Source organism: Cytobacillus oceanisediminis (genome assembly GCF_007830235.1).
Classification (GTDB): Bacteria; Bacillota; Bacilli; order Bacillales; family Cytobacillaceae; genus Cytobacillus; species Cytobacillus oceanisediminis.
Window position 1 is genome coordinate 154,436 of the sequence record NZ_VLKI01000008.1, and the last position, 17,970, is coordinate 172,405.

Here is a 17,970-nt window from a genome sequence, read left to right on the forward strand (position 1 = left end):
ATGTGCGGTAAGCTTTGATTCGCTGATTTATTTGCGGGTAAAATTTTTTAATTACGTATTACTCTAATTTATATAAAAGCAAGATTTCAACAATTACAGGTTTCCGAATGTCGAAATCTCTCCCCAAGTAAAAAGCCAGCCAATCCCAATGGGTCGGCCAGCTTCCTTTTATACTTTTATTTTACTCTCGGGAAGCCAAATCCGGATGCATAGTCATCGCCTGTAGCGGCACCGCTGCCGCCTTTAATGTCGTTCAACTTTGCACGGCTTTGGAGTTCTGCACGAAGCTGGGTATTGCTCATATTGGTATTGGATGCCCAGATTTTTGCAGCAAGTCCCGAGACGTGTGGAGTGGCCATGGATGTTCCGCTGATCGTGTTATAGGATCCGTTGTACCAGGTTGATTCGATGGCGCGTCCCGGAGCAGAGACTTCCACGTCCCGTTCCTGGATGATATAGTCACCGTCTGTAAGAGGGTTGCCCCGTGAAGAGAAATCCGCCACACGGTATGTGCCGTTTTCCTGAACATTTTCCAGTGCCGCTACAGCAATGGCATTTGTCAGTGCTCCCGGATAGCCAATTGTATTGCTCCCAGGACCGCTGTTTCCTGCTGCCGCTATAACCAGAACACCTTTGCCGTAAGCATAATCGACCGCACTTGCAATCATGGAATCTTTACTGCTGGATCCCAGTGACATTGAAATGATTACGTTCGAACCTGTCCGTCCTGCTTCGTCAGCAGCATGCCTGATGGCACCGGCAATATCATCTGAATATCCTGATCCGCGGTCATTCAGCACTTTATATGCCCAAAGGTCTGCATCTGATGCAACGCCGTAAACACCCTGGCCATTCGCCCCGCCATGAGCAAGCACCGTACCTGCCACATGCGTTCCATGGCCGTTCTTATCATTGCAAGAGCCGTTTACAAGCGGGTTCTTTCTTTGTGTGAAATCCTTGCATTGCTCATCGCTTCCTGCCAAATCGGCATGCCCTGTATATACCCCTGTATCAAGGACAGCCACTTTTATACCGTTTCCACCCGAAGTCGCTTGGATGCTGCTGTCATTATAAATCGCTTCAATTCCCCATGGAGTGCCATCAGATGGGATTGCTTCAGTCCCTGTTCCAGGTTTGGCATCGATTGTGTGTTCCTGAACAAGCTGGATTTTTACATTTTTATTTTTAAGCAACGCCTGGTATTGTTTGCTGTTCACATTGGTTGTAAAGCCTTTATCGCCAAAGTCCCACCTTGCTTCATATTGGGTCTTCAGTTTGTTTTTTTCAGCGGAAGGGCCCTGAATCCAAACACGGTAATCCTCCTTTGCCTCCGGCGCCTGACCGAATGCACCAGCTGAAAACATTGATAATCCCATTGTCATACTGAGCAAGGCCGCTCCCAAAACTCTTTTTTTCTTCATTCCTTCTCTCCTCTCAATTTGTAAAATTTCCGTCTCACCTGTTGTATATTTAGTATATTTAAAATATTCTGAAACTATCAATAAGCCATTCTATTTATTTTATATCAATAGAACTACTTCCAAATAACTATCCACCCAAAAAGTATCAGGACTATTGATTCGATTACACAAAGAATCTATTTTAGAGAGACGAATATTTGACAAAATGTTTTCGTATCCTTTAAGATGAGCAAAAAATTGCGAGGAGAAATGACTGTGAAGGTAATGAAAAATGCTTTTTTTACAGCTTTGGCAACAGTTATCTCATTTTTCGGCATTAAAAAGATTGCCAATTCTACACATAAAATAAAAAAAATTGGCCATCGCGGTGCAGCCGGGTATTGTCCTGAAAATACATTCCCTTCTTATGACCGTGCACTTGAAATGGGTGCAGATTATCTTGAAATAGATGTCCAATTGAGCAAGGATGGAAAACTTGTGGTGATTCACGATACGTTGGTTGACCGTACGAGCGACCATAAAGGAAAGGTCTCTGATTATACCTTTGATGAGCTGAAGAAGATGGATGCAGGAAGCTGGTTTTCCCCAAAGTTCCGCGGTGCTCGCATTCCATCGTTTGAAGAGGTTTTGGATGCATATGCCGATCGTGTAGGGCTGTTAGTTGAATTGAAAAAGCCATCCTTATATCCTGGAATCGAGGATCTTATAGCAAAGGAACTAAAGAAACGGAACCTCCATCTTAAAGGAAAAGATCATATTATTGTTCAATCCTTTGAAACGGAGTCAATAAAAAAATTCCATGAACTGCTTCCGGAAGTGCCGGTCGGCATCTTAATTAATTATCCGCCTGACAAAATTGAAATTAAAGAGATAGCCAAATATGCGAGTTATGTAAACCCAAAATGGACAGTGGTTAATAAGCGTGTGATTAATCTCATCCATTCAAATGGCATGAAAGCAGTATCCTGGACTGTCAGATCGAAAAGAGAAGCTGAAAAATTGAAGCATTACCCTTTGGATGGGATAGTTGCTGACTATTTGGACCTTATTGAGTAATAAAAGGGAGCAGACCGCCTGAAGGTCTGCTCCCCTTTTTCAAATAACTCCTTGATGCCTTCCGGACTCCTGTAAAAACTTAAGAGTCTCCAAGTCGCTTTCCGCCGGAAGTTTAAATGGTTTTTTATAAGATTCAGGCCCTTTTCCTGTGATAAAGATCCAATCATTTTTTTTCGCTTGCTGCCATGCCTTCTGAATCGCCAACGTCCGGTCGGCAATGACCTGCCCCTTGCCGTTTCCGAATTGTTCATTCAGACTATGCAATTCACCAATCATCTTTTCTTCTGTTTCATCGTTTAAATCATCTGCAGTCAAATAAAATTGATTACTGTATCTTGCTGAAACCTTAATCATTTCTTCCCGCTTAGATTGATCCCTGCCCCCTCGGAAGCCGTAAATATGAAAAATCCTTTCAGCTCCCTGCTGCCTTGCTGTTTCCAGGCAGTACTCAAATGCATCCTTCGTATGGGCGTAATCCACAACAAATTTTGCCCCGGTTGGATGTGTAATCGTTTCAAACCGTCCAGGTATGCCTGGAAAAGACGCAAGGGATTTGATCATATTATCGGGGTCTAGCCCCATATCCATACCTGTTAAGAAAGCCATGGCGGCATTATAGACATTATGGTAGCCAGGAAGAGGAAATTTGATTTTATAACGTTTATCATTCATTTTTAAAATAAAAACTGTTTTGCCATTCAACTGTACGTCTTCTATAGAGCAGCAGTTTTCATCTCCAAGCATCATTAATGGGACGTTTTCTTTTTGCAGGTCTTCCGCCATTTTTTCTCCCCATGAATTATAAAGATTAACAACGGCCTTCCCTTCTTTTTTTAAAAGGGAAAAGATCTTCTTTTTATCAATAAAATAACTGTCCATATTTTTGTGATAATCAAGATGGTCATGTGCAAGATTCGTAAAAAGCCCATAGTCAATTTGCAGGCCTTCTGTTCTCGATTGTTCAAGTGCGTGAGAGGAAATTTCCATCACAACAAATTCATCCATGCTTTCACTTAGCATTTTTTGGATCTGCAAAGCGTCCGGCGTTGTATTGGTGGGCTTGTACACCTCATTATTAATCACATACGAAACAGTGCCTAGCAAAGAGCATGTCCGGCCGGCAGTCTCCAGTATGTGCTTTAGTATATATGAGGTAGTCGTTTTGCCATTTGTTCCTGTAATCCCTACTATTTTATGTTCTTTGGATGGGTGACTATAAAAACAGCTTGCAAGCTTACCCAAACTTGTCCTGCTGTCTGCCACTCTTATATATGGAATGTCCATTTGCAGATCCTCTTCACCTACTACAGCTGCCGCGCCATTTTTGACAGCTTGTTCGATAAAAGAATGGCCATCAGCCTGGAACCCTTTTATTGCTACGAACAAGCTCCCTTTCCCCACATGGCGTGAATCCATTTCAATCCCTGTAATTTCAGGATCATTTGTAAATAAATCCATCTCCCCGCTATCCTTTAGGCATTTCATAACCTGGGATAATCTCATATTTCTGTCTCCTTTTATGTTTAAACTTGAAATATTCTGTGTATATGTCTAGAATCGTTATCTTTTATTTTCCCTTTTTCACAGGAAATATGCCCTCTTAAAAGAGACAATTAACGGAGATGTGCAAAATCGGTAAATCATCCTAGGCTTGAGGATAAATTTGGGTGAATGGCATAAAAAAATAAGCGATTCACCCTATTGAATTATTTGTTTAACTATCTTTATGCAAAAGATAATGGCCGTTTTGCAAACTGGGATAGATATTTCACATTTAATCTGCTGTGCTGGGAAATCAGATAGGCATCTCGAGTAGCACCTTTTTTCCTTAATGTGTTAAGAGCTCTAATCATTCCAGCTTCCGTTTCCATTCCTATCCCCTGCCCAAAGAACATCCCCCCGCCCAAATAAACAGCATTCTCTCCTGTCCAAACAGGGTGGTCATAATCAGGGTTATAAAAATAAACCACATCACCAGGGATAAAGTTTCTTCCTTTCTTTGTGATGATGGACAAATCATAATCATAATTCCAATCCCATACAAGAAGGCCCTGGAAAAGCGTGTTGAAACGGCTGACAGAAATGGAATCCAATACAGCTTTATAAAAAATCAGCACAACAGCTGTCGTACACTCAAAAGCATATTCCCTGCTGTTGATAAAAACATCCCTAATGGCATCTGACGGCAGTACCGATGAATCAAGAAGGTATCCATATCTCGTTCTTCTCCAAATGCGCGGATTAAAGCGGGATGTGGCAAATGGTGCAAACTCAACAGCGCTTGTATGCAGCAGCCTTGCTGCTTTGATGATATTCTCCCTTAAGAGGATATCGAATAGTAATTCATGCATCGATTCATATTGATGAATTTCAGGGCTGTTCTCCAGGGCAATATATATTTCACGCTGAACTCCGAAAAAGCGGCCAATCCCAGGCTTACTCTGATTATTCGAAAGGACAATCATCGTTTTCCCCCCTTCAAAAGAACTTATAGTAGCTTATGGATTCTTTTAATGGAGGGTTCCACTTAAATGGTTTACCCATGAACAGAAGAATTTTATCTCCTTGTTTCTGTCTTTCATTCGAGGGGGTTCCTCCAGCCATCCATGCCTTCGGTCTCCCTTTCTTTCCTTTTCCTGTATCTTTTCCCAAATCCGGTTAGACATGTGCTAAGAACATTTTTAAATGAAAGCGGTTTTATTTTTGTAAAATATCTTTTTTTCTGAAAACACCTTGCTTTTTAATCTGTTTTGCTAGTACAATATTCCACATATTCATAAGTTTCAGATATTTAATTAGAAACACTTATACAACAGGAGGCATGTTAGCATGGTGACATTTTTAGGCTCTATTGTCCTGCTTTTGGCAGGGTACGCAGTTTACTCAAAGGTTGTAGAGCGCATTTTCGGGATAAATGACAGTAACCCCACACCGGCATATACAGAAAAAGACGGAATGGATTATGTTCCGATGAGCTGGTGGAAAGGGAGCTTAATTCAATTATTAAATATTGCAGGACTTGGTCCAATTTTTGGTGCAATTATGGGAGCTTTATACGGACCTGTAGCGTTTATCTGGATTGTGGCAGGTTCCATTTTTGCAGGTGCAGTTCATGATTATTTTTCAGGGATGCTTTCATTGAGGCACAAAGGTGAGCAATATCCAAGCCTTGTTGGCAGATATTTGGGCAAGGCTGCTAAAACGACAATTAATATTATTTCCCTAATATTAATGGTATTGGTTGCTGCTGCGTTTACAGCCGGTCCGGCACAGCTTATTTCCAGCATAACACCATTAAGCTTTATGGCCTCACTGCTTGCCATTTTTGCTTACTTTTTACTGGCTGCCGTTTTGCCTGTAAATCGAATTATTGGAAAGATCTATCCTCTTTTTGGAGCAATTTTAATCTTTATGGCTGTATCAATTGGTATTGCTTTGCTCTTTAGCGGAAAATCGATTCCAAATGTGACGCTGGCTAATTTCCATCCCGGGGAACTTCCGATCTGGCCACTATTAATGGTCACCATTTCATGTGGAGCCATTTCAGGTTTTCATTCAACACAAAGTCCAATTGTGGCCAGAACGTTAAAAAAGGAGAGCGATGGAAGAAAGGTCTTCTATGGCGCCATGATCGCGGAAGGCGTTATCGCACTCATTTGGGCCGCAGCGGGAATGACCTTTTTCGGAGGTACAGGAGGACTTCAGGAGGCACTCGCAGCCGGCGGTCCGGCTGGAGCGGTCAATGAAATTTCCAAAAGCCTGCTTGGCACACTAGGAGGAATCCTGGCAATATTAGGCGTTATCATTCTCCCGATTACAACAGGTGACACAGCTCTCCGTTCTTCTAGAATGATGCTGACAGACTTACTATCTTCCTTCATGAATATGGAGGGCAAGTGGAAAGTTACCTTAACTACCCTGCCTGTTGCAATTCCGACTTTATACCTTTCTACCATTGATTACTCTTTCTTATGGAGATATGTAGGATGGACAAACCAGGTTGTTGCTACGGTTATGCTCTGGACAGGTGCTATGTACCTTTTGAAAAACAAGAAGTTTCACTGGATTTGCGGCGTACCAGCTATGTTTATGACAGGCGTCGTATCTACTTACATCTTCTATGCGCCTGAGGGCTTTCAGATGGATTATCAGTTGTCCATGATCATCGGATCGGTTATTACACTAGCTATAGCAGGCTGGTATGTTTACCAAATTGTCAAACATAAACAAACAAGTAAAAATGAAGCGAATTTAAAAGCTGCTTAATCAAAATGAAAGTGCACCTGAAAAAAGGTGCACTTTTTCAATTCATACAATTGCAGACTTACTCTGTTTCCTCTTCAGTTCCTTCTTCTGTTCCCGCATCTTCATTTTCCTCTGTGTTTGTCTCGTCCATTTCTTCTTCATTGCTGCACCCTGTTGCCAGACCTGTAATCATTAGAGCTGCCATCAAAGCTAATAACCATTTTTTCATTTCTTTTCCTCCTTGGCTGCTTAAAATATATTACAGTGTTAATCATACAAAATCTGCATAGATTTGAAAGGACTAAATCCATTTTTTTACATTCTTTTACCTTCATTTTATAAAATTAATCAAAATGAAACATTTATTTTTCAAACTCCGGGACTAACAGCTCTTCCCATATTCCACGGAATCATTCGCCTACCCTATATTCAATTAAGCCCTGTCCCTTGAATGTTCAGCCTTTACTTTAACTTCAGTGAAGGCTTTGCTATATTTCTTGCCACATTTCCATTTAAACGTTAATACATCGTGTTTGCGAGCCGGTTACGTTTCACTTATCCTGCAGCGGGTAATGAATACTAACTACCAAAGGAGGTTTTATTCGATGGCCAAAAAAAGAGCTGGAGACAATGACTCTATTGAACAAGAAAAAAAGAAAGAAAACAACAAAGATATTGAGCCCCAAAGAGAGCCTGAAAAACCTCAGGAAGAGAACCGTAAATAAGGAGGATTACTGACATGGCAGATAAAAATCTTCAAAAAGGAAAAATGGACAATCCGGAACAATATAAAACTGAAAAGGAAAGCTTATTTGATAAATTTGAAAGTGAAAAAAATGTTGACCCACTGCCTGTAGAAGATTTAAACCTAGAAAAAGAAGAGGAAAAAAACGGCTCTAATATTAAAAGCAGTTCATCTACTGAGGAAAAGTATAAAGCGGATTTTGAAACCATAAAAAAGAAAAAGCTATTTGGCGATAAATACGATGATGGAACAGGAGAATAAATCAAAAGTCAGCACTGGCCGAAGTGCTGACTTTTCTATTTAACAACCCTAGTAAATTCACTATAATCATTTAAATAATAATTTGCTCCAGGTGTCTTATTTTGAAATAGGCAGGTCTTAATTCCAAGGAGCTTGGCCGGAAGTATATCTATTTCCCTATCCCCTACCACTAAATCAATCCGGTGCTTTTGATGCAGAAATTCATAGGAAGCGGGATGGGGCTTTCGGAGATATCCATCATCACCGGCAACCATCTCCGCGAAGTAATCGTCTAGCTTATGGTAAGCAAGAATGGCTGTAACATCCTCTCGTTCCTTATGTGTCATAATGACATTTTTATCTGCCAGCTTAAGCACATCCTCCAAATACGGAAAAGGCTTTAAATCCTTAGGCTTAAGGCTCCTTGCCTTTTTTCGGATCGTCTTAATTTGTTCCTCAGTAAGCTGGAAGTACTGGAAGGCATCTGTGAAAGAAATCTTTAATTGGGCAAAAATCTCTTTATCCGTAATATTCGTGTCACCTATTGCCTCTTTTACAATAGCCGTATAGGCCGGATACGTATTAAACAAAGTTCCATCAAAATCCCAGAGTATATTCATTGTGTACCACTCCCTTCCTTTTGCGTTACCTATTCTGCTCCTCTAAGTGGATTAATTATACCTTTTCTAACTCTATTAAACCTCATTTCCACTTTCAATAAATTACTTTGACAAAGCCCTAACCAAATGCTAATTTTATAGCTAAAGAGACTTAATTAATATAACAGAAGGCCCTCAAATAATGGGTACAATTTTTTAGAGGATGATTTGTGATGGATAAAGAAATTATTAAGCTCATCAGGAAAAGCTATAATATGACACAGCGTGACTTTGCAAGAATTGTCAGCTGCAGCTTTTCTTTAATCGCTCTAGTGGAGGTAGGCAAAAGAAGAGTCACAGCAGACCTTGAAAACAAGATCAAAACTGCCTTTGACCTGGATGACCAGCAGCTGCAATCCCTCTCCTCTCTTGTTTCAGAAATCAGCAAAGGTGTTCCTCCGTTTATGTAGAGGCTGGAGTGCTCCTTCCAAATTAGGCGCTAATAATATATAATTATGAATATGAAATTTAGGTAATAAGCTTCCGATTCCCTATTATTCCGCCCTTCGAAATTCACCACCTTTTCAGCTACTTACAGGAACACCTTCAAAAATTGGTTTAGGATATTTTAGCTATTAGCCGATACTCTTTTATTATAAGAATAGTATTCTTTTCCTTAAAATTCACCATAAAATAATATTTATATGGTTTTATAAAGAACTTTTCTATATAAAAAAATGTCCCAAAAGATTTGCTTTTGGGACATTTTTTCAACTAAAAATTTTTCGTAAATATCCATATGCCTTTTAGTACCTCTAGGATGGCTATTTTGTATGCTTCTAACTCTTTTCACTTTCATTTAAAAACAATAATGCTGCTGTCCGAAATATCTCTGTGGTCTTTGCAAGTTCCTCAATATCCACATACTCATCTATTTGATGGGGAACTTCTCGGTCACCAGCTCCAATAGTTACAATCGGAACCCCCGCAACATGGAGAAAAGTGCCATCTGTAGCACCTGGAACTCCATTATAAACAGGTTCTTTCCCGGTAACCTCGAATACTGCTTTTGCTGTTGCCTTTACTATCGCATTTTCCCTATCAGTTTCAGTCCATGGACGGTCTTCGATTACTTCAAATTCGGCCTTAAAATCCGGATCCTGCCCGGATAATCGATTAATTATATCTTGAATCTCTCTCTTCAGCTCACTGTGGTCCTGGCCGGGTACTGTCCTTATATCTAACGTTGTCATACACTGATCTGGTATAACATTAATTTGAGCATCGCCTCTGACTGGCGCCTGCAAAATGGTTGGAGTGATACTTGGCCAGCCCAGCATTGGATGATTCCCCAACCTTTCTTTCTCTTTCTGTTCCAGTCGGTCCAGCTCACAGATTAGTTTCGCCATTCCCGTGTTGGGATTAACGCCACTTAAAGGGATTGCTCCATGAGCCATTTTACCAAATACATTTACAACTACACGCATAGCACCTTTTTGTGTAACGCACACTTGATTTTCTTCTGGTTCACAAATGATTGCCCCATCTACATTATCCGCCCATCCACGCTTTATAAAATTCTTTATGCCGATCATCATACCTTCTTCATCACACGGAATACAAAGTATAATTTTTCCATTCCATTCTTCATTATCTCTTAGAAGTGAATGAACAGCAGTGATCATACAAGCCAGATTTCCCTTTGTATCATTTGTACCTCTTCCATACATTCTGCCATTAATTATTTCTGCGCTAAAGGGATCATGTGTCCAGGCATCACGGTCACCTTCTGTTACAACATCTGTATGCCCTTCAAACAATAATGTCTTTCCTGGTCTTCCAGAATCTACAATCCCAATGACATTTGGTCTTCCTGGCTCTACTTCTTCTATATGAACTTCGATTCCTAGCCCCTTCAAATAGTCAGCTGTAAATTGAGCTACCTTTTCTTCATTTCCTCCCTCAACCCCAGGTCGGTAAACACTCGGAATCTTTACCAAATTCTTTGTTAATTCCACGACTTCTTTTCCATCCCTTTCCAGTCGTGCTTGCCTTTCATTTGTTTGGATCATTTAAAAAACTCCTTCCTTGCCGTCAGTCTGCAATTTACCGTCCGAAGGCTTGTTAAAACTATGATTGGTAGCTAAACTAACTGTAATAAATCCTATTAAGGAAATAAGAATTGGCAAAACTACTGTATGCATTCCAAATGCGTTTGGATAATAAGTATGGAAAAGGATATAGGAACCTACACCCAGGATCATCGAAGTGATTGCACCAAACTTATTGCCGGTATTCCAATACAAACCGAGAACAACTGGCCAAATAAAAGCTGCTTCAAGACCGCCAAAAGAAAAGAGATTCAGCCATATTAATAGATCAGGAGGACTAAGGGCCATTAAAAAGACTAATACGCCCAAAACAGTCGTCACGGTAAGACTTATATTTTTTATGTTATTGTCGGTTGCATCTGGCTTTATGTAGTTAAGATAAACATCTTTAACTACTGCTGAACTTACAATCAATAAAAGGGAGTCGACCGTTGACATAATTGCTGCCATCGGTGCTGCCAAAACTATTCCAGCCAGCCATGCTGGCAGTACTTCCATCGCAATCATAGGCATCACTTTGTCACCGACATCAATTCCCGGCAGAATTGGCCTGGCAAAGACACCGATCAAATGCATTCCTAGCATAATGAACCCCACTACAATTGTTCCGATGATCAGAGCCTTATGCATCGCTTTTGAATCTTTATAGGACATTGCCCTTACTGTTACCTGTGGCAGCCCTACTACCCCAACACCTACTAAAATCCAGAAGGAAGAAACATATAGAGGCGTCAGACTTCCATCATGGCCAAAAGGTGTTATTAAATTTGGATTTTCAGCAGAAAGATCCGAAATGATATTGGATAGGCCTCCGCCCGCGATAACAGTTGCAACGAGCAGGATAAGTGTACCAAAGAACATTACAACTCCCTGTACTGTATCCGTAAGTGCTACAGCCCTAAATCCCCCAATAATTACGTAAACCATTACTGATGCTGCAAAAAGAAACAAGGCAGCAGTATATGATAGGCCTGTCAATGACTCAATTAATCTTGCTCCTCCTACCCATTGGGCAGCCATGGCAGAGAACAAAAATATGATTATGCTTAGGGCTGAAAGTAATACCACCCATTTGCTTTGATAGCGCTCTTTAAGAAAGTCAATTAATGTTACAGCGTTGTATTTCCTGGCAACAATCGCGAACTTTTTCCCTAAAACCATTAAAACAAAATAGCCTGTTGCCACTTGAGCCATTGAAAGCAATACCCAACCAAGTCCCTGATTATATGCAACCCCTGGTCCACCGATAAAGCTGCTGGCACTTCCATATGTGGCTATCATCGTCATTGCCAAGATAAACCCGCCAAGCTGCCTCCCTCCAAGAAAATATTCCTCGAGGAAGGTGTTGGTGTTTTTCAATTGTTTACTGGCCCAAAAGCCGATAAAGAAAATCACTATTAAAAAAATGATAAGCGGAATCATCACTTCCCAATTCATTTCGAATTGCCCCCTTCATCCTCAAAGGGTACCTCTTTGAATAAAAATTTTACAGCGAATACAACTAAAATAACCATTACTACAAATCCTGCAACACAACTATAGAAGAACCATGCTGGCAAACCCCAAACATAAGAATAACTCTCTACTGATTTCGATCCCATTCCGTATGCGAAGCCAAACCACCATATGAAATTAATTGTTACAAGGATAATACCAATCCAAGCTTCCCTATGCGAAATTTTAAACCGTGGATCTTTTTGATCAACTTCATACTTCATCCCTTTCCCCCCTTTTGTGTTTTACCCCTTGCACACTTCATTGATGGATTTTTTGACAACATCTGTCAAAAGTTGCAATTGATTGGTACTAATGGTTAATGGAGGAGCAATTGTGAGCACATTATTAAATCCTGCGACGGTGTCTCCATTTTTGCCAATGAGCACGCCGAAACTTTTACATGATGCAATGATTTGATTAACTTTCCCTGCATTAAGAGGCTCTCTAGTAATTTTATCTTCAACTAACTCAATTCCCATCAAAAGTCCTTTTTGACGAATATCACCAACGTTAGAATGAGACAACATCTCTTTCATTATATCCAATAGCTGCTCTCCCATTGACTTTGATCTTTCTATTAATCTCTCGTCTTCCATAACCTCCAGATTCCTTAATGCTAAAGCACAGGCAGCGGGATTACCGCCAAACGTATTAACATGGCGAAAATGGTCATACTCTTCACTTCCTTTAAAAGTGTCGAATATATCTTTTCGTACTGCAGTTGCAGCTAAAGGAAGGTAGCCGCTTGTAATGCCCTTTGCCATTGTAATTATATCCGGGCTGATTCCTTCATGCATAAATCCGAATTTTTTCCCTGTCCTGCCAAAACCGCAAATTACTTCATCCATAATCAGCAGGGCACCGCTTTTTTTGCAGGCTTTTTCAACCTTTTTCAGGTACCCGTCTTGCTGAATCAGCACTCCGCCTCCTGTGATATAAGGTTCCATGATTACCGCTGCCACTGTTTCGTTCATTTCCCAATTTATTGTTTTTTCTAAGAGTCCTGCACATTCTATATTGCAATTCTCAGGATTATTATTAACCGGGCAGTGATAACAATCTGGGGGGACAGTATGGACGAACCCTGCTGCAAGTGGTTCATATTTATATTTTCTTTGCGCCTGACCGGTTGCTGAAAGAGCTCCCATTGTGTTCCCGTGATAGGACCTGTAACGGGAAATGACTTTAAATCGTCCTGATTGACCATTCTGTTCGTGATATTGGCGGGCTATTTTAAAGGCAGTTTCATTAGCTTCAGATCCGCTATTCGAAAAGAAAATAATATACTCTCCTTCAAGCCAATCGTTTAATTTTTCCGCTAACTTTATAGCAGGCATGTGGCTTTGAGACATAGGAAAATAAGCCATCTTACTTAATTGTTCTGCTGCAGCATCTGCAAATTCAGTCCTCCCATAACCTGAGTTCACACACCAGAGTCCACTCATAGCGTCTAAATATCTTACACCCTCTATATCTTCGACAAAAACGCCATCAGCCCTTTCGATAATTAAAGGTTTCGAATCAGGTGAGTAACGATTCATGGCATGCCATATATAATTTCGATCCTTATCAAATGCACTCTTTATCTGATCCATATCTATACCTCCTTTATAATCATAGCTATCCCTTTCCCTCTTACCGTAATAACTTTTTTGTAGGAATTTACTTCATGAATTGTCCTTCCTTAACTACTTTTCTCTCACTCTTCCCTAAAAGTTTGCTAAAATAAAATACAGAATATTTATAATATTAATTTTAATATGAAATCCCTTCTGACTCATTAGACAACTTATGTATAATTAAGTTAATTGATTTTACAAAGTGTCCAAAGGAGGAGAACAACTTGCCATCAAATCACACCTTGACTATTTCAGAATTATTTAACTTTACTTGTTTTAATGGTTATAAAGTTCTTGCAGGAAAAAAAGGAATAAATCGCAAGGTGAAATGGGCACATATTTTGGAAGTAACTGAAGTTGGAACGTTGATAAATGGAGGAGAATTGATTTTGACAACCGGTATCGGCTGGTCACAGCATCCTGAAACAGGAGTAAAATTCGTAAAAGAATTGATTCTTAGGGGAGCAGCCGGTATTTGCATCGAACTACACACATACATAGATAACTTACCTGAGGCGATTATCCATATGGCAGAAGACGCTGATTTTCCAATTATCGTGTTTGAAAGACAAGTCCGATTTATAGATATAACTAGGAAAGTGTATGATTTACTGCATTTCCCAACTCCTGAAAAGCAATTCCTTTTTTGCCTGCAAAATTTATGGAATGGATCAGATTATGAACAATTGGAAGAAACAAAGAAAGAATTGTTCAAACACCATGTAGATTTACCTGTCTACTCTGCACTTGTTTTGGGTAATTTTAAAATGGATATGGCTTATTTATACTCAAAAGCAAAGAATAATCAGTTATCGTTTATTCAAAGTTATTTAAGTGATATCCCAGGTAAATTAATTCTCTGGTTTGATGAATCCCCAAACACATTAACCTTCAAAAACCGGGTTGTCAGTACTATACAGACACCATCTAATAATTATAAATTTATTTTGGGCGCACAGGTCCGAAGTATTGCATTAATCCAATCAAGTATCACTACATTAAAAAAAGCTCTTGATTATACTCGCAATTTTAAGAGCAGTGACTCTGTTATATACGAAGAACTCCATTCTGAAAAACTCCTGACCTCAATCGAGGAAAGCGATTTACTAAATTGGATTTACGAATATCTAATGCCCCTCATTGAGTATGATCGAAAAAATGATAGTAACTTGCTTTTTACTTTATATATCTATTTACAATGTTTAGGGAATAAGAAAGAAGCAGCTAGCCGGTTATTTATTGTTCGGCAAACTTTATACCATCGTCTTGAGAAACTAGAAGAGTTTCTAGGCAGAGACTTTATTAAAGATAATAGTAAAAGACTAATGCTAGAGATTGCATTAGCCGGTTATTTTACAAAATTAGCTAAAGGTGAACAAGGTACAACAGATATGCTGCACATTTTTTAAAGCCATCAATATAAAAAAATAAATGGGCAGCAAAATTCAGAATAGGCTTTTGCCGTGCCTCTCCGCCCATTTTTGCATAATTTATATGGAGCTTTAGCACTTTTGTGGAAAAGGAGAATGCCCACTATGTATCCATATGGTTATTATCAAGGTTACCTTCCCCAGCCCTCAGGCCACTTCACACCGGAATATCAGCAGATAGATCAATATGATTCTGACAGACAGCCACCTCAGCTCGAAAGAAGAGTAACGGCTTTGGAAAGGCAAAACCAGGACCAGTCAAGAGAAATTACACGTCTAAACAGACAGCTTACTAACCTATCCGATCAGGTGAGAATGCTAAATCAGACTGTTGACCGCCACACCCGCAGGCTTAACAGATTAAATCAAAGGCTAAGAGCTGTAGAAAATAGGCTTAATATACCTTTCACCCCATTCGATGGAGAGTTTTAATGCTAAAAAAAGAAGCATGGACCGCAATCCATGCTTTTTTTAAACAGCCATATCCTTAACTTTATAAAGTTTATAGGTTACGAATAAAAAAATAAAGATGAAAGAGGCAGATAAAATCAGGAAAACCACATCCAAGCCTTCGCCGAACATTACCTGCTTTGCTTCAAAGTATTTAAAAGGCGTCAGATATTTCAGGAAATCAATTGAAGAACTAATGTCAATAATAATAGACAACAGAAAGGTGCCCATAAGAATCGCCGTCGAAACCGATCCAGCAGCTTTCGGGTTCATGGTGGCAGATGCAATAGCCGTTCCCAGAAAAAGGAAAATAAGCTGAAGGATAAACATTCCTGCCAGCAAAAGGGCAATATCTCCATGCAGGCTTATTCCGTCGTTATAATATTCCACTACTGTTGCAGAGGAAATGAAAGTGACAATGTTAAATATTAAAACATTCACTAACGCAGCTATTAACTTCCAGGTGATTACCTTGTTTCTCGAAATAGGTTTGACAAGCAAAAATTCAACCGTTTTATCACGTTCTTCCTTTGAGACAATAGTCGACCCCAGCATACTGGCGTGGATTGCCCCCATCACCATCAAATACAAAAACAGAATCCCGTAATATCCCCCTGCGGTAGAAATATCAAGCGACCCAGTTCCCATAATCGCCTGCAGTGCCTTTGGCATAGCCTTCATTAATTCATTCATCGACTGACCGGACGAAGAAACTCCGCCAAATTTGCTCATACCGCTAGCAACCATCAACAAAATGCCGATACACCAAAGGATTAATGATTTACTGTTGGCTTTTAGTTCCCTGAAAAATAAATTCATAGCACGCACCTCCTTAGTATTAAATTGCGATGTCTCTTTTTGAATAAATATAGTACACAGCCAAAATTGCTGCCAGAATTATTCCTGCCCCCATAGTAAGAAATGCCGGTTCATAGGCTGAGTTTTTCACAATATAGGCCGGATCAAAATATTTAAAAGGAGTAATATAGCGCATTGCTTCATCACCTGCAGCCGAGCCGAAAATTCCAAGCATGAAAAAGGCAAAAACCGTGCCAAGCGAAACAGAAAGAACCGATTTTATACGTGGAATAATAACCGAAACAAGCACCCCTATCGCTAGAAATATAAGCTGCAGCAAGAATAATGAAATAGAAATCAGAATAAATGCAGATACACTATAACTTTCAGTCTTAACAATAGAAGCCATCAAGTTGGCAGCCGTTAAAAAAAAGATATTTGTCATGATTAATGAGACAACTGCAGCCAACAGTTTGGATGTTAGCACTTGTTTCCGGGTTACAGGTTTGGTTAATAAAAAATCTGCTGTTTTTTCACGTATTTCTTTTGTTAATAGCGAGGTTCCGAGGTTCATAGCCTGTATAGCCCCGCAAAGAGATACATACAAAAACATATAGGAATAGAATCCGAGAAAAGAAGCAATACTGTCTAATTCCAGTCCAACCGCTTTTCGGACGGGTTCCGGAAAACCTTCAAGCAGCCTCTTAAAATTCTCGGCATCTCTTGCAATAGCAGGAAACATCGAAAAGAGAAGAATGGTTAAACCAGCTAAAGAAAGTGACCAGATTAGCGTAGATTTTCTGTAAGACTTCCATTCATGTATAAATATATTCATAGCTTGTTAGTCCTCCTTTTCGTAATAATGCATAAAAATTTCCTCCAGATCCGGCTCCTCAACCCAAATATTCACGATATCAATGCCAGCAATCTTTTTCATCATGGAATTCACATTCCCTTTAAATAAGAAGCTTGCCGTCACCCCATCTTCCTCCAGGTCATTAACTCCTTCTATCTGAAAATATTCCTTGTCGATGGGGGCAGCTGTTTCAATTTTAAATTTTTTATAGGTACTTTCTTTCAAGGTGCTGATCTTCTCCAGCGTTACGATTTCGCCTTCCTTAATAATGGCAACCCGGTCACACAATCTTTGCACCTCAGTTAAGATGTGGGATGAAAAAAGGATGGTGGCGCCTTTTTTATTTTCTTCTTTTAACAAATCGAAGAATTTTTGCTGCATAAGGGGATCCAATCCGCTTGTCGGTTCATCCAGGATGATCAGTTTTGGTTCATGAAGGAGTCCCTGGATGATCCCTACCTTTTTCCGATTGCCCAGAGATAAATCATCAATCTTTTTGGAAAGGTCAAGATCCATGATATCTGCCAGTTCGCGAATTCGTTTGCTGCAGTCCTTTTTATAAAAGCTTGCAGAGTATTTCAACAGATCAAGAACCTTCATATTGTCGTAGTAAAAAACCTCAGACGGCAAATAGCCAATCTCTTTTTTTATCTTAGGTCCGTCTTTAATACAATCTTTTCCGAAAATTTTTGCACTGCCGCCAGTAGGATAAATGAGTCCCAGAAGCGTACGTATCGTGGTCGATTTCCCCGCCCCATTCGGACCGATAAAACCAAAAATTTCTCCTTCTTCCACTGTAAAGCTAATATTATTGATTCCCCTTGCTTTTCCATAGATTTTAGTCAGATTGCTGATTTCAATTACACTCATGGAACAGCCTCCTCATTTATAAAAATTAGGTAA

Annotated in this window: 19 protein-coding genes; 7 read left to right on the forward strand and 12 right to left on the reverse strand. The window is 39.7% G+C overall.

All coding sequences use genetic code 11. From position 1 onward, the window contains the following. Nucleotides 1–176 precede the first annotated feature (176 nt). Complete coding sequence (locus IQ19_RS14985) at nucleotides 177–1,421, reverse strand: S8 family peptidase (protein ID WP_144543187.1); 1,245 nt, start codon at nucleotides 1,419–1,421, stop codon at nucleotides 177–179. A gap of 249 nt (nucleotides 1,422–1,670) precedes the next feature. Between IQ19_RS14985 and IQ19_RS14990 the strand changes: the two genes are divergently transcribed. After that, a complete protein-coding gene (locus IQ19_RS14990; protein ID WP_242021013.1) occupies nucleotides 1,671–2,477 on the forward strand; it encodes a glycerophosphodiester phosphodiesterase in 807 nt (268 codons plus the stop codon). A gap of 39 nt (nucleotides 2,478–2,516) precedes the next feature. On the opposite strand, the gene IQ19_RS14995 is transcribed toward IQ19_RS14990, so the two are convergent. After that, entirely contained in the window at nucleotides 2,517–3,980 is a 1,464-nt protein-coding gene (locus tag IQ19_RS14995) for a UDP-N-acetylmuramoyl-L-alanyl-D-glutamate--2,6-diaminopimelate ligase (RefSeq protein WP_144543189.1), read from the reverse strand. A gap of 221 nt (nucleotides 3,981–4,201) precedes the next feature. Then, nucleotides 4,202–4,942, reverse strand: coding sequence for a protein-glutamine gamma-glutamyltransferase (locus IQ19_RS15000; RefSeq protein ID WP_144543190.1), 741 nt, complete (start codon nucleotides 4,940–4,942; stop codon nucleotides 4,202–4,204). A 364-nt stretch (nucleotides 4,943–5,306) separates the two neighbouring features. Here IQ19_RS15000 and IQ19_RS15005 point away from each other — a divergent pair, with 364 nt between their 5' ends. Then, nucleotides 5,307–6,743: a carbon starvation CstA family protein gene (locus tag IQ19_RS15005; protein ID WP_144543191.1), complete on the forward strand. Its 1,437-nt coding sequence runs from the start codon at nucleotides 5,307–5,309 to the stop codon at nucleotides 6,741–6,743. A gap of 58 nt (nucleotides 6,744–6,801) precedes the next feature. On the opposite strand, the gene IQ19_RS15010 is transcribed toward IQ19_RS15005, so the two are convergent. Then, nucleotides 6,802–6,951, reverse strand: coding sequence for a hypothetical protein (locus tag IQ19_RS15010; protein WP_214725219.1), 150 nt, complete (start codon nucleotides 6,949–6,951; stop codon nucleotides 6,802–6,804). A gap of 376 nt (nucleotides 6,952–7,327) precedes the next feature. Here IQ19_RS15010 and IQ19_RS15015 point away from each other — a divergent pair, with 376 nt between their 5' ends. Further along, nucleotides 7,328–7,447 carry a 3-methyladenine DNA glycosylase gene (locus IQ19_RS15015; RefSeq protein WP_144543192.1) on the forward strand — a complete coding sequence of 40 codons (120 nt, stop codon included), beginning with the start codon at nucleotides 7,328–7,330 and terminating at the stop codon, nucleotides 7,445–7,447. Between the two features lie 14 nt (nucleotides 7,448–7,461). Continuing rightward, entirely contained in the window at nucleotides 7,462–7,728 is a 267-nt protein-coding gene (locus IQ19_RS15020; protein ID WP_144543193.1) for a hypothetical protein, read from the forward strand. A 35-nt stretch (nucleotides 7,729–7,763) separates the two neighbouring features. On the opposite strand, the gene IQ19_RS15025 is transcribed toward IQ19_RS15020, so the two are convergent. Continuing rightward, nucleotides 7,764–8,327: an HAD-IA family hydrolase gene (locus IQ19_RS15025; RefSeq protein ID WP_144543194.1), complete on the reverse strand. Its 564-nt coding sequence runs from the start codon at nucleotides 8,325–8,327 to the stop codon at nucleotides 7,764–7,766. Nucleotides 8,328–8,539: 212 nt separating this feature from the next. Here IQ19_RS15025 and IQ19_RS15030 point away from each other — a divergent pair, with 212 nt between their 5' ends. Further along, nucleotides 8,540–8,776: a helix-turn-helix domain-containing protein gene (locus IQ19_RS15030; RefSeq protein WP_026583460.1), complete on the forward strand. Its 237-nt coding sequence runs from the start codon at nucleotides 8,540–8,542 to the stop codon at nucleotides 8,774–8,776. A 369-nt stretch (nucleotides 8,777–9,145) separates the two neighbouring features. Here the strand turns inward: IQ19_RS15030 and IQ19_RS15035 are convergent, their stop codons facing one another. Genes IQ19_RS15035 through IQ19_RS15050 form a run of 4 tightly spaced genes read right to left on the reverse strand, consistent with a single transcriptional unit; the run spans nucleotide 9,146 to nucleotide 13,509 of the window. Further along, entirely contained in the window at nucleotides 9,146–10,378 is a 1,233-nt protein-coding gene (locus IQ19_RS15035; RefSeq protein ID WP_144543195.1) for a M20 family metallopeptidase, read from the reverse strand. Further along, on the reverse strand, nucleotides 10,379–11,854 hold the full coding sequence (panF, locus tag IQ19_RS15040; RefSeq protein ID WP_144543196.1) for a sodium/pantothenate symporter: 1,476 nt from the start codon (nucleotides 11,852–11,854) through the stop codon (nucleotides 10,379–10,381). Continuing rightward, a complete protein-coding gene (locus IQ19_RS15045) occupies nucleotides 11,851–12,135 on the reverse strand; it encodes a YhdT family protein (RefSeq protein ID WP_144543197.1) in 285 nt (94 codons plus the stop codon). Before IQ19_RS15045 ends, panF begins: the two co-directional genes overlap by 4 nt. 21 nt (nucleotides 12,136–12,156) lie before the next feature. Next, nucleotides 12,157–13,509, reverse strand: a complete 1,353-nt coding sequence (locus tag IQ19_RS15050) for an aspartate aminotransferase family protein (protein WP_144543198.1) — start codon at nucleotides 13,507–13,509, stop codon at nucleotides 12,157–12,159. A 248-nt stretch (nucleotides 13,510–13,757) separates the two neighbouring features. On the opposite strand from IQ19_RS15050, the gene IQ19_RS15055 reads away from it, so the two are divergent. Together IQ19_RS15055 and IQ19_RS15060 are read left to right on the forward strand one after the other, a co-directional pair. After that, nucleotides 13,758–14,942, forward strand: coding sequence for a PucR family transcriptional regulator (locus IQ19_RS15055; RefSeq protein ID WP_144543199.1), 1,185 nt, complete (start codon nucleotides 13,758–13,760; stop codon nucleotides 14,940–14,942). Between the two features lie 126 nt (nucleotides 14,943–15,068). Beyond that, nucleotides 15,069–15,395 (forward strand): hypothetical protein, encoded by a 327-nt coding sequence (locus IQ19_RS15060; RefSeq protein WP_144543200.1) that lies wholly within the window; start codon nucleotides 15,069–15,071, stop codon nucleotides 15,393–15,395. A 39-nt stretch (nucleotides 15,396–15,434) separates the two neighbouring features. Here IQ19_RS15060 and IQ19_RS15065 read toward each other — a convergent pair whose 3' ends face one another. Genes IQ19_RS15065 through IQ19_RS15075 form a run of 3 tightly spaced genes read right to left on the reverse strand, consistent with a single transcriptional unit; the run spans nucleotide 15,435 to nucleotide 17,937 of the window. Then, complete coding sequence (locus IQ19_RS15065; protein WP_144543201.1) at nucleotides 15,435–16,232, reverse strand: ABC transporter permease subunit; 798 nt, start codon at nucleotides 16,230–16,232, stop codon at nucleotides 15,435–15,437. A gap of 19 nt (nucleotides 16,233–16,251) precedes the next feature. After that, entirely contained in the window at nucleotides 16,252–17,046 is a 795-nt protein-coding gene (locus IQ19_RS15070; RefSeq protein ID WP_144543202.1) for an ABC transporter permease subunit, read from the reverse strand. Between the two features lie 6 nt (nucleotides 17,047–17,052). Further along, nucleotides 17,053–17,937: an ABC transporter ATP-binding protein gene (locus tag IQ19_RS15075; protein WP_144543203.1), complete on the reverse strand. Its 885-nt coding sequence runs from the start codon at nucleotides 17,935–17,937 to the stop codon at nucleotides 17,053–17,055. Nucleotides 17,938–17,970: the final 33 nt, after the last annotated feature.